This is a genomic window from Streptococcus sp. 27098_8_12, assembly GCF_041432115.1.
Classification (GTDB): Bacteria; Bacillota; Bacilli; order Lactobacillales; family Streptococcaceae; genus Streptococcus; species Streptococcus parasanguinis_V.
Window position 1 is genome coordinate 1 of sequence record NZ_JAPVZA010000002.1, and the last position, 12,435, is coordinate 12,435.

The window sequence follows — 12,435 nt, forward strand, 5'->3', positions numbered from 1 at the left end:
TTATCTCCATTCCATATCGAAAAGTTATTAAGGTATAGCAAACACTACTTCCGTTAAGCCTACTCTTGTTTGAGAGTATCATTATTAATAATTTATAGCGATCATTTTTGATAATTTCAATATATAACTTCCTAAAGTTTTAGTCTCTGGATAAAAACTTATTTATATTCTATCATATCTAAAAACCAGCAGAAATGAAAATCATAAAAATCATCTCTACTGGTTTTACTGTTAAGTCTTAATTAGATGAAACTGGATCAACTTTTGTAAATGGATTTCCTCCATCAAAACAAATCATCAAAGAGGCTCAACTGGTTATCCTCTGGCATATTGCCGAGAATGCCCATCTCATCCATCTTTTCAACCAGGGTGGACGAAACACCGCCGCGCTTCCGGAGCTCGGTCTTAGAGAGGAATTCTCCTTCTTCACGCGCTCGCACGATTTGCTTGGCAACGTTCTCTCCCAGACCATCCATAGCGACAAATGGTGGAATCAGGGTATCCCCATCGATCAAGAATTCTGTCGCCTGACTGCGATAGAGGTCTAGCTTACCAAACTTGAAGCCCCGCTCCCACATCTCATTGACAATCTCAAGGGTGGTGTAGAGGTCAATCTCTACATTGGAAGCTTCGTTGTTCTTGCGTTTCTCAGAGATTTCTTTCATCCGCGCTTTCACGGCCTCAAGGCCTGCACCCATGGTCTTGATGTCAAAGGCCTTGGCCCGAATCGAGAAGTAAGCACAGTAGTAATAAAGTGGATGATGCACTTTAAAGTAGGCCACACGAAGGGCCATCATAACATAGGCCGCCGCATGGGCTTTAGGGAACATGTACTTGATCTTCCCACAGGACTCGATGTACCATTCAGGGACATTGTTTTCCTTCATGGCTTGGATGTAACCGTTGCGCTCTTCTTCTGAGATCTTGAGCCACATCCCTTTCCGCACGCGCTCCATGATGGTAAAGGCCATCTTAGGCTTGAGACCCGCGTGCATGAGGTAAACCATGATGTCGTCCCGACACCCGATAACGGTCGATAGATCGGCAATGCCTGCCTTAATCAAGTCTTGGGCATTTCCCAACCACACGTCGGTACCGTGAGACAGACCAGAGAGCTGAAGTAACTCTGCGAAGGTCGTCGGATGGGTCTCTTCGACCATGCCCCGAACAAAGTTGGTCCCAAACTCTGGAATCCCCAACATTCCCGTCGGCGTTCCGATCTGCTCGGCTGTCACCCCTAGCACTTCTGTCCCAGAAAAGAGGGCCATGACCCCTGGATCATCCATAGGGATATCATTTGGATCAATACCTGACAAGTCTTGGAGCTTGCGAATCATGGTCGGATCATCATGTCCCAGGACATCGAGCTTGAGGACGTTCTCATCGATATCGTGGAAGTTAAAGTGAGTGGTCTGCCATTCAGCTGTCACATCGTCTGCCGGATACTGGACCGGAGTAAAGTCATAGACATCCATATAGTTTGGAATAACAACGATTCCCCCCGGGTGCTGACCGGTCGTCCGTTTGACCCCAGCTGCACCAAGAGCCAAGCGTTCGACCTCGGCATCGCGGTAGTACTTGCCAAAATCACGCTCATAGCCCTTGACAAAGCCGTAGGCAGTCTTAGCTGCGACCGTACCTACCGTTCCTGCCCGGAAGGCATATTCTTCCCCAAAGATATCGCGAACATCCAAGTGGGCGCTTGGCTGGTCTTCCCCGGAGAAGTTCAAATCGATATCGGGTACCTTGTCCCCATCGAAACCAAGGAAGGTTTCAAAGGGAATATCCTGCCCATTTTTGCTGAGCTTGTGGCCACAGTTTGGACAATCCTTGTCCGGCATATCAAAACCAGATCCATAAGAACCGTCTGTGATGAACTCACTGTACTGGCACTGGCTGCAGACATAGTGAGGCGAGAGCGGATTAACCTCGGTGATCCCAATCATGGTCGCGACAAAGCTAGATCCAACGGATCCACGCGATCCAACCAGATAGCCCCGCTCATTGGAACGGTGCACCAGCATCTGTGAAGCCAGATAAATAACGGCAAAGCCATTCCCCAAGATGGAGGTTAATTCTTTTTCAATTCGCAGATCGACAATATCAGGGAGCGGATTACCATAGATCTCAAAGGCTCGCTTATAGGTCAATTCCGCAACTGTTTCTTCGGCTTTGTCGATAAATGGCGTATAGAGGTCACCCTTGACCACTTCGACCGGCTCAAAGGTCTCTGCGAGCGCATTGGTGTTTTCAATAACAATCTTGCGCGCCAAGTCTTCTCCCAAAAAGGCAAATTCATCCAACATTTCATTGGTAGTTCTGAAATGCGCTTTTGGCAGTGGCGCTGGCTGGGCATCTTCTCCGTGCCCGATGGTCCGGTTAATCATAGCCCCTTGACCGAGACTACGGACAATGATCTCCCGATAGATCTCATCTTCCGGCTCCAGATAGTGGACATTTCCTGTCGCAAGAACAGGCTTGCCGAGACGATCCCCCACTTCGATCAAGCTCTTGATAATGGTCTGGAGCTCCTCCATATCCTTGACCTGCTCCTTGGCAATGAGGGGTGCATAGATAGCTGGCGGCATAACCTCGATAAAGTCATAGTACTTGGCCACTTCGACTGCCGCATCCACCCCTTGCGACATGACGGCATCAAAAACTTCCCCTTCTGAGCAGGCCGATCCGAGGATCAAGCCCTCGCGGTGGGCATCCAGCACGGTCTTGGGAATACGCGGGACTCCTTCGAAATACTTGGTTCCAGAAAGCGAGACCAGTTTAAACATATTCTTAAGGCCAGTCTGGTTCTTGACATAGAGAGTCGCATGCTTGACCCGGGCCTTCTTATAAGAATTCTCATCGATCAAATCGATATTCAAGTCCTTGAGATTGGTCACCCCATGCTTTTCAGCGACATCTTTGATGAAGATAAAGAGCAGGCGCCCCGTCGCTTCCGCATCGTAGTTGGCCATGTGGTGGTGCTCCAAGCCTACCCCAAAGCGCTTGGTCAATGGACCCAAGCCATGCCGTTTAAAATCTGGATAGAGGTTGCGGGCAAATTCCAGGGTATCGATGACCGGCTGGGTGATCTTGGGAAGACCATGGCGCTCATAGTTAGCATTCATAAAGCCCACGTCAAAGGTAGCATTGTGGGCGACAAGAACCGTTCCCTCACAGAAGGCCTGAAACTCCTTCAAGACCTGCACCAAGGGCTTGGCTCCACGGACGTGCTCGTTGGTGATCCCAGTCAATTGGGTCGTAAAGGCCGACAGAGGATGGCCCGGATCGATAAATTCGTCAAACTCCTCAATGACATTGCCCTTGTACATCTTAGAAGCGGCAACCTGGATCAAGTCATTGTAAATGGCTGAAAGTCCCGTCGTTTCCACGTCAAAGACCACATAGGTCGCTTCATTGAGATCCAGATCCACCTCGTTATAGGTGATCGGCACCTTGTCCTCTACAATATTGGCTTCCATCCCATAGATCAGCTGGATCCCAGCCTTCTTGGCTGCTTTAAAGCCATGTGGGAAGCTCTGCACATTGCCATGATCGGTAATGGCCACCGCCTTGTGGCCCCACTCAGCTGCCTTGGCAACCAGCTCTTCGACTTCCGGTAGGGCATCCATGGTCGACATGTTGGTATGGGCGTGGAATTCCACCCGGCGCTCACCTTCTGGCATCAGGTCCTTGCGGGTATAATGCACGACTTCCTGGATGTCTTGGACATTCATGGTCAAGTCGCGCGTGAAATTGTTCATTTCGATATTTCCCCGCACCCGTAGCCAGCTGTTCTTCTTGATCATGTCAAACTTCTGGGCTTCTTCCTCATTTTTGACCCATTTCTGAAGGGAAAAACTCGAGGTATAGTCGGTCATCTTAAAGCTGATCAAGACCCGACCGGTCCGTGTCACCTTGTGCTCCACGTCAAAGACCACACCCTCAAAGACAATCCGGTTCTCTTCCGTCGTGATCTCGATCATCGGAGTGATCTCGGCCTTGTCTAGCTTAGGTTTAGCCGCCGCCTTCTTAGCCTTGAAATCAAATACCGGCTTTTCTTCAACTGCTGGTGGCGGAGCCATCTGGGCCAAGGATTCCATAGCCCGCAAGGTCTCTTCATTGGCCGCTTGGAAGATCTTTTCATTTTCCTGCTCAAAGCGCGCCACTTCTTGCTCTGTCAGCGTATCATCAGACTCCACCCGACAGGTGAAATGCGGAAAACCAAAGGCTTCCAACTGCTTGGCAAGATTGGGCAAATGGTTCTTACGGAAATGCTCTGTATCGACCGAAGAAGGCCCTGAGATGATCAATTCCTGCCCTTCTGCACGTACCTGCAAGTTTTGGTAGAGCCCCTTAAAGCCTTGACTCGCACAAGAGCCATCCTCAAAGACCTCCCGGTAGTAGGCCTGCAATAAATCATCAGAAAAATCCTGATTAGCAACCTGAATGGTAAAGGTCGCCTGGTTTCCCGTCTTTGAAAATTCGTCCTTCAAGCGCTGGCGCAATTCCTTAAACAAAGCAATCGGCAAGACTTCCGCAAAGGCAAAGCGGAACTCCCAAACCCGACTGACCTTGTGCACCACGACTTCTTGAATCTCCGCATGCAAAAAGGCACTGGAAGATCTCATCTCCAGCGGCATATCTAGCTGATCCATTAAAATTTCAAAGGTGTTGGACATTGTTTCTCCCTTGATCTTGATTCTTTTGTTCGCTTTTGAGTGGCCCGACTCTAAGCAAAAACAGACCATTCAAAAACATTCGTAACCCTTATTTTATCACAATTTAAGGATTAATTCGAGGGAGAAGTGAAGACGAAAAAATCACCGATAGGACGGTGATTCGCTTATTCATTTTATCATTATCATTTTTCATAATTTGATTTCATTAATTCTAATAATTGAAAATCACAACATTGATTCTTTATCAAGGTTTGGTACGGATTCAAATCCGATAGCTGTCCTACCCCTACTCGCATGTTATAAACCTTTAAAGCTTGAGCAACTATCTTTTCTATATCATTTTTTACTACATCATATTGTTTAGATAATAGTATTGCGTATTGTTTATCTGTTGCAAATAATTCTTTAAAATCTATAAAATCTACTTCTGTTAGGGGAGCAGGCAACATATTATTAATGAGTAGATTACCTAAATATTCAACTTCTCCTTCACTATTCACTCTTGATAAAGTATGAAATAAATTTTTATGGATTTTAGGAGCACTATAAGTAATTTCGCCTGTTTCATCTTCGATAAACTTTGGAGACGAGAATGGAATATAATATTCCAAACCATTTATAGCTACACCTAATACCAAATATGGTCTAGTTCCTTTTTTATTCTCTTGAATATGAGGTTCCTTTTTACGAAGATAATTTATGTACGAGTCTGAAATAAAGTGAAAACTAAATTCTGTCATTATTCTCCCTACTAAAAAACCCCTTTATGAAAGGGGATTGTTCCAACTTTAGGTAGGTATGGTATCACCTTAATGTTTTGCCAACTTTAGGTAGGTATGGTATCACCTTAATGTTTTGCCAACTTTAGGTAGGTATGGTATCACCTTTTGTAATATTATGATATCACAAATCACTAAAATAGTCAACGTATTTCGTCGAAGATCAGTTTCAACGAAAGTCTATCAGACTGATCATTCCCCACTTGTTGCTTCTGTTTCTGATCTGGAACTTGGTGTCCGCAACAAGTCTTTCATCTGAGACTGGACCGCTTCTCTCGAGCTTTGTTCTTGCTTTCGGATATTCTCCACAGCTGGCTGCAATTTCTGACGGATTTCCACTTTCTCCTCTTGCTCTTTTTGCGCATGGAGGGTTGGACGGTACAAGGCAAAGAAAGTCCCAACGACCACGAGCAACGCGATCAGGCTCACCCCATAGCGTTTTGACTGTTCCTGAGAGTCAACCTTGACGCCTTTGACCGACACCTCCTTCCACTCCGGATGCTCTTTCTCAAAGGCATCTTTCTTAGCCTTGGTCGGCATGACCAAGACTTGGTTCATTAAGGAAATCATCCCCATAACCACAAGCAAGTAGGGAATATAACGCGATTGATTGAAGATCATAACGATCAATAACACAAGACCGATCCCCGCAATCCCCACATTAAACGCAAAACGCATCAAAAATTCTTTTTTCAGCTGTAAATAAGTCTCTTTAGACATCGGTCACTCCTTCTTTTGATTTTCTTTCCAAGTAATATAATCCTGATAACTTTTAATTGGGTAGTCTGTTAAAGGTTGTGCATTATCAGCATAGGGTTTATCTACGGGATAAACAGTCAAGTTCTTTTCTCCCACAGGAGCTAACCAATGCAACATCTGGTTAAACCATTCTTCCGAGGACACCATACTTTGACGAGGATAGACCGTTCCACCTTTACTAATAATTTCTTTTATCTGTGGATTATCTTTTATTAAATTAATATCATATCCTTGTTTCGATGTATTCTTTTCTGAATTATCTTTCACTAGGTGATCCAAAAGTAGGTAACCATTTTTTCTCGCTATGCCAGTTAGAGTTGTATCATTAACATCACGCGATAAAGTTGGGTTTGCAAGATCAGCCCAGTGGTCTGTAGGGTTCAATCTTTTATACTCTTCAGGTATGTCACTAACTTCATGTGACTGCAGATTCAAAAATACTTGCTTGTCTCTGTCCGAGTTTGTTTCATTTTTAGGGCGTATTGTAACGACAAGGTAATCCACTCCTTGATAGTGAATCAAATGATTAGACCTAGTAGGAAAGTATGATGAATTATAAGATTTTACAGCTTGATAAAGATTTACTTTTATAGAAGGGTACCCTTCCTTATCCAAGTCAAAAACGATTACATTCCAATACTCTCCTTTTCGTTGAGAGTGACTCAATACATTTTTCCCATCTTCTTTATCAACAATACGTCCCTCTTGGCTGATGGTATACTGTTTTCCAGCAGACCATCCCTTAGTAATAGCTACAAATTGATTTTTGTCACCAAATACTTTAATATCATTGGATGTTATTGATTGAAACGTGTTATAAGTTTTAGTTTTCGAACTCCTAGAGAAATACAACAATCCAATCGCCACTAAAACGATGATAAGAAGTAAACTGGTCCCCATTACTAGAAGATTCTTCTTTCTCATACCAACCTCTTTCTTTACCAGTATATAACTTCATGACCTCTTGAATACTTGATAAAACGAATCATTACTTAGTCCATCCAAAATACAAGAATCACTCAAAAAATATTTCCTACTATCTTGCCGGAAATCCATCACTTATAACGCATCCCCATGACTATGGACACAACTGCTAAAATAGGCAATAAAATTAACATCCAGATTCCAATCCACATTTCCCGCTTATAAGATTTGTCTAGTCCACTATAGCGTTCAACGTATGATTCTTTTGGACAGGCTGGATTATACCAGACCGTCATCTTCGATCCCAGTGGAAAAGCATCTTGAAAAAGATTTCCCTTTGAGACTGTAGAATTAGTGTAGATAGTTATCCTTTGCGCCATCAAATCGATGTCACTAGACGCTTGATTCGTTTTCCAAGGAAGTGTTGCCCGCACCACCCAATAATATTTCAGGCTATTTCGATAGGTCTGACCATCCACTCTATATTCTACAATCGGAGCCGCTACAATTTGTGCCCTTTTATAGACAACTACCCACTCCCTCAATGCTCTTTGACGAGAGGGTCTTAATCCTAACTTCTCTTCTATAAAAATGTCCAAAAAAGAGTACGGCAAATAAGGGAAATCCAATAACAGCCACAGCAATGACTAGAAGTATTCTGATATCAGGCATCCCCATCACCTACTTCATCATAATGTCTGTGATACTCAGGCTCATCTTTGTTTCATCTGATATCTTCTCTACGATCGAGCTTTGTTCACTCGTCAAAGGAAGCAATAAGAGAGTCGCTGATTGCGTTGGTAACTTAGGGTTATTCGATAGACTATACTGGACCACTTGATCTTGGTAAACAGATTGGCCATCATAACTCCAGCTAATTTTAAAAGTAGCATCATGGTCAATATTCGTTATCGTTTTGTTGACCAACATAAATACTGCATATTCCTGTTGGTCGACAGTATAGGTGTTCCCTGTATAATACACAGTGATATCCCCTTGATCACCAACTTCCGGATGCTCCTTAACTAACTTCTTACCCAGTTCCATCAAATCTGATGTCTTTCCTTCGAATTGAGGCGCGACTACAAATTTCAAGCCCTTTTCCTCTTTAACAGACGAGGAGGCTTTTGAGGTTTGCTCCGTTTTGTTTGTGGTTGCCTCCTTAGCCTCTTTTTTTGGCTGAGCACAGGCTGTTAACACAAGCACACTCACCAGCAATACCATCGTCTTTTTCATGGATTATTTCCCTTCTTTTATGATTGAGTTGGATTTAAAAATCGTTCCTTACTATCTTACCGAAATTTAGTTTGAAGAGCAAGTTCCTCACTAGATGGAAAGAGTTGGGTATGAAAAAAGAGAGAACCAAGTGGTTCTCTCTAAAATCTAACAAATATTTATTGAGCTCCTGGCAATTGCTCGTAATATTGACTATTTTTTACATCCTTTTGTAGAACTTGTTTTTCTGGTTCTTTCGGCCCTTGAACATACATTTTATCCCCTATGGGCTGTATATTAGATCCACTGCTTTGATTAATTGTAGCAGCAATCGTTTCATCAGTATTTTGAAATGCATGCGCAACTGCATCTAAATATTGATCTAACGATTGAACTGTTGTAGTCAGATTCGTCATAGCAGTCTTGACTAAATTAGTAGCAGTTTCAAAATTTTCCCTAGCTGGTGCATCAAGCATGTCATTTTGCACATTATCAGGAATTGCTGATTCAGAAGCATTAAACGAAGCTGTGATATTTGTTATTTTTGCAGGATTTATCCGCTTAGTTTCTCCAGTCATATTGTTTCCTTTCTAATATTATTCCATATTATTGTATACCTTACGCGCCTTTTCAATATCATAAATTTGATCGAACTCTTCTTTTGAATGTGTAGTATGGACTTGTCCATCCTTTGAAAGCTCAGCTGGAATAGTGACGTCCCGGTAAAGATTCACGCTCTTTTTCATAAAGAGTTCAAATACAGACATCCCCCTCGAATATCGATTAGCACTATTTTGTGGATTTAGGATCATCACCTTAGTATCCTTTTGTTTTAGCAACCGATAAGCTTTCGAAGATTTCTTGAATTGCGTTTTTGAAAGGTCCTTCGGATCAATAGAGAAACTTCCATCGGATAAGCGTAAATATTCCAGACTGCTTTGATTCTTGTCTAGATTAACATTGAACCGTACCAAAGGATACTTTTCATATACCTTTTCTGCTAAATGATCATTTTGTTGCAGTTTATGAGTTTCCAAGTCTAGAAACATCATCTTCCGAATGGTAGGATCCTTTAGACTCCGGATCTGTAGCGCAGCTAGTTCTCTTCCGTTCGAACTATATATAGCCCCTAATTCTGTTGGAATATAATTGGAATCAAAATCCTCCACAATTTTATATAAATCAATTTCTTTCTCTTCTTTTAGTTTCTTTCCTTCGATCTTATAAAGGCTCAGTGTCCAATATTCATCTTTTGATGGACGCTTCTCGTAATAATAGGGACTGTCTTTCAATTTTATATTGGAACGTAAAATAAAGTGGGCTCCAACCTGAATGCGTTTTAGATTTAAAGAACCTCCGTACTTCTTCTTCTTTTGATCTTCCTCAGGCGTTACTGATTTCCAGTGAGCGATTACACCTGAACCATCTGCAATCATCTCATAGTCATCAATTTTTGCTTTTCCGCTATATTGACTAAATTGACGATAATACTGCTTTTCATATGTATGAAGAGAGAATAAAACAATACTTAAAAGCGATACTACCGTTAATAAAATCAATATAATTTTTTTATTTTTTTTCATTTTTATCACCTGCTTCAAAAGTAGAGTTTAAATATATTTCTAGGTTACTAGATCCATTGGCTTGGATACTTGAAGCCACAGTATCTAATTGTTCTAACTCTTTCGCCGACATTTCTTCTAATGTCAAACTTCCCTCACCTTTTGCATATTTTTTAACTTTATTAGATATTTGATCTTTTTTATCTAAATTAGAATTTATCTCTTTAATACTTTCATCAATATAAGCTTCTACACTCTTACCTTCTAAATCGATACCCGATGATTTAATGTATCCCTTTAGACCATTTTCATTCAGCTCCCTTTTGCGTAGATCTGCATTGAAGTCTGTATAAATACTGGAATCTTTATCCTTCACACTTCCTTTTTTCAAGTACCACGCTCCTTGATTGGTGTAGTCTTGAATTCGATCAAACTTAGCTTTATCTTCCTTTACATCAATTTCACTTAATTTTTCCTGATTCTCGAAATATGATGACAAACCATCTGATACTAATCCGACGCCCCCCATTTTTATTTTTTCTATCCTATCCTTTGGATCCGAACCATCCAATTTTTTATAGAGTTTAAAACTATTATTCGCTGCTTTAGAGGCATCAACCGTTAATGCAGCTTGAACAACTTTATTAGCAAAATACGCTTCTGGAGCTATCGCTGTTGTGGCCGCATCCGCAAATGCCTTAGCCATATCTTTAAGAAATTTTTTCTTTGCCTCCTTTCGTTCTTCCTCATATGCTTTCATTTTTTCACTATACTCTAATCCACGGACTCCAAAAGTATTTGACTCTGTGCTTGATCGCCAGGTTTCTGTAGATTTATTGAATCCAACTGTTAATTTATCTTTAGGTGTTTTTTTAATAAGATCAAACATCCTCTGTTTTTGAGCATCACTTTGAGCTTCAGCCGATTGATAGGAATATGTTGTCAAGGTTAAAACAGCTATACCATTTTCAAACTTTATTTGAATATTTTTATCATAATTTATATCCTTATAATATGTAGCATAAGGATTTTCTGAAATTTTTACAGTTTCTACACTTCTGCCAACCTCCAGGTATTGAACTGATTTCATTAGTCCATTAAATAGATTAAAATAATCCAACTGTTTTTGATACTCAACTAACTCTGGAGAATTTAATGAATATCCGGCATCAAATAGGCTCGTCATTCTACCTTCAAGCATCGAGCTTGCCTCTATCCCACCTATCATCATTTTTTGTACAAAATCTCCAACTCTAGTTGAATCTACTCCATTAAATGAATCCATATAGTGATTCATTATCTCTATAGCTTCCTTGTTCCCATCAGCTGCTCTACGATACCAAACAGACATTACACTAGCCAGTGATGGGTAGGTCCCTTCTGAAATTGCATTTTGATCTAGTTGCATCAATATTTCTGGGTGGCCACCTAATACTGCCTCAACTGCTCGTGCATCTGTTTCGTTTGCAATATTATCTATATAAAACATGGTTTCTTCGGTTAACAATTGGTCTTTGATTGCCGCAAAAATTACGGTTGGACTAATCGCAGTTACAGCTTTAGCTCTCTCAATAATTGTATTCAATGCTTCTAATTCTGAGATTCTAGTGCTTAGACTCGTGTTAAATGTTGTATGGGCATTTTCAACTGAGGTATGTGTTGATTCACGGTTAGAAGCCATAGTAGATAAATTTTCTGTCGCAGTGGCTAAATGGCGTTTTTCTAAATTCACCTCAGGAAAATCCGCTTTTTCTGTTGCTTGGTCTAACAATGGTTGAATTGCCTGAAATCGTGTTTTTATAGTGTCTACTTGTTTACCAGTTAAAATAGTTTTAACGCTATCTTTCCCATCACCCCATGTCCAAGCTTTCTTACTAAAACCTACACCTGTCACATCATTACTAAATGTAGTAACATTTGATCCATATAATTTTATGATAGATGGCGCACTATAAAACACTTGCTGTTGCAAGATATTTAATCTTTCAAAAAAAGCAAGTACAGCCGTTGATTCTGCTCCATCCGATTTATCTTTAAATATTCTTTCAGTATCCTTCGCAGCTGCTTCGACATTATCTCCATAGCTATTCAATGCAGTCCCATACTGCAATAGACCTGGCAAATCATGAATTTTAATCCTATCTGACATAATTTACAATCCTTCCTTTATTGTAATTTTTCTATCTGACTATTAATGCTTTCAAGTTGCGAGCTGAGCGATTTTATCTTTTTTTCTACTGCCGAAGCTGCATTTTCTTTATGGGTTTTCAAGTTACGTTGCTCATTTTTTAATAGATCTTGCTCCGCCTGAGTTTCTTCTAAATATTTAGTTCCAGCTAAAGTATAATTTTCTTTTATACTACTATGGCTTATTAGTTCATATTTAATTGAGGTATATGCAGCATTCAAATCTTTAAGTAAGGTCTCCAGTTCTGATATCTGTGAACTTAACCCGGCCGCCTCTGTCTTTAACTGTCTTATTTTAGCACTATTGTCTTTTTTTCCCATTCCTTAACC

General features: G+C 41.1%; 10 protein-coding genes. All 10 read right to left on the reverse strand.

Features of this window, described 5'->3' with window-relative positions; all coding sequences use genetic code 11:
* Window positions 1–284: 284 nt before the first annotated feature.
* The 10 genes from O3629_RS00815 to O3629_RS00860 all read right to left on the reverse strand — a co-directional run bounded on the left by O3629_RS00815 (window position 285) and on the right by O3629_RS00860 (window position 12,426).
* Window positions 285–4,679 carry a PolC-type DNA polymerase III gene (locus O3629_RS00815; protein WP_371608563.1) on the reverse strand — a complete coding sequence of 1,465 codons (4,395 nt, stop codon included), beginning with the start codon at window positions 4,677–4,679 and terminating at the stop codon, window positions 285–287.
* A gap of 182 nt (window positions 4,680–4,861) precedes the next feature.
* Complete coding sequence (locus O3629_RS00820) at window positions 4,862–5,419, reverse strand: type III toxin-antitoxin system ToxN/AbiQ family toxin (RefSeq protein ID WP_061455693.1); 558 nt, start codon at window positions 5,417–5,419, stop codon at window positions 4,862–4,864.
* Between the two features lie 231 nt (window positions 5,420–5,650).
* Complete coding sequence (locus O3629_RS00825; RefSeq protein WP_371608564.1) at window positions 5,651–6,178, reverse strand: hypothetical protein; 528 nt, start codon at window positions 6,176–6,178, stop codon at window positions 5,651–5,653.
* A 3-nt stretch (window positions 6,179–6,181) separates the two neighbouring features.
* The gene (locus tag O3629_RS00830; RefSeq protein ID WP_371608565.1) at window positions 6,182–7,141 is read right to left on the reverse strand and encodes a hypothetical protein; all 960 of its coding nucleotides are present in this window, start codon (window positions 7,139–7,141) and stop codon (window positions 6,182–6,184) included.
* Window positions 7,142–7,272: 131 nt separating this feature from the next.
* Window positions 7,273–7,686 (reverse strand): DUF3592 domain-containing protein, encoded by a 414-nt coding sequence (locus O3629_RS00835; RefSeq protein ID WP_229042373.1) that lies wholly within the window; start codon window positions 7,684–7,686, stop codon window positions 7,273–7,275.
* Between the two features lie 136 nt (window positions 7,687–7,822).
* Complete coding sequence (locus O3629_RS00840) at window positions 7,823–8,377, reverse strand: hypothetical protein (RefSeq protein ID WP_371608566.1); 555 nt, start codon at window positions 8,375–8,377, stop codon at window positions 7,823–7,825.
* 158 nt (window positions 8,378–8,535) lie between these two features.
* Window positions 8,536–8,934 carry a hypothetical protein gene (locus tag O3629_RS00845; RefSeq protein ID WP_021154380.1) on the reverse strand — a complete coding sequence of 133 codons (399 nt, stop codon included), beginning with the start codon at window positions 8,932–8,934 and terminating at the stop codon, window positions 8,536–8,538.
* A gap of 18 nt (window positions 8,935–8,952) precedes the next feature.
* On the reverse strand, window positions 8,953–9,939 hold the full coding sequence (locus tag O3629_RS00850) for a hypothetical protein (protein WP_065427747.1): 987 nt from the start codon (window positions 9,937–9,939) through the stop codon (window positions 8,953–8,955).
* Window positions 9,926–12,067 carry a hypothetical protein gene (locus tag O3629_RS00855; protein WP_049485871.1) on the reverse strand — a complete coding sequence of 714 codons (2,142 nt, stop codon included), beginning with the start codon at window positions 12,065–12,067 and terminating at the stop codon, window positions 9,926–9,928. Before O3629_RS00855 ends, O3629_RS00850 begins: the two co-directional genes overlap by 14 nt.
* A gap of 17 nt (window positions 12,068–12,084) precedes the next feature.
* The gene (locus O3629_RS00860) at window positions 12,085–12,426 is read right to left on the reverse strand and encodes a hypothetical protein (RefSeq protein WP_049485870.1); all 342 of its coding nucleotides are present in this window, start codon (window positions 12,424–12,426) and stop codon (window positions 12,085–12,087) included.
* Between the last annotated feature and the right edge of the window lie 9 nt (window positions 12,427–12,435).

Coding starts and splice junctions, on each gene's coding strand:
- O3629_RS00815 (WP_371608563.1), bottom strand. CDS start 4,679: ATGTCCAACACCTTTGAAATTTTAATGGATCAGCTAGATATGCCGCTG.
- O3629_RS00820 (WP_061455693.1), bottom strand. CDS start 5,419: ATGACAGAATTTAGTTTTCACTTTATTTCAGACTCGTACATAAATTAT.
- O3629_RS00825 (WP_371608564.1), bottom strand. CDS start 6,178: ATGTCTAAAGAGACTTATTTACAGCTGAAAAAAGAATTTTTGATGCGT.
- O3629_RS00830 (WP_371608565.1), bottom strand. CDS start 7,141: ATGAGAAAGAAGAATCTTCTAGTAATGGGGACCAGTTTACTTCTTATC.
- O3629_RS00840 (WP_371608566.1), bottom strand. CDS start 8,377: ATGAAAAAGACGATGGTATTGCTGGTGAGTGTGCTTGTGTTAACAGCC.
- O3629_RS00845 (WP_021154380.1), bottom strand. CDS start 8,934: ATGACTGGAGAAACTAAGCGGATAAATCCTGCAAAAATAACAAATATC.
- O3629_RS00850 (WP_065427747.1), bottom strand. CDS start 9,939: ATGAAAAAAAATAAAAAAATTATATTGATTTTATTAACGGTAGTATCG.
- O3629_RS00855 (WP_049485871.1), bottom strand. CDS start 12,067: ATGTCAGATAGGATTAAAATTCATGATTTGCCAGGTCTATTGCAGTAT.
- O3629_RS00860 (WP_049485870.1), bottom strand. CDS start 12,426: ATGGGAAAAAAAGACAATAGTGCTAAAATAAGACAGTTAAAGACAGAG.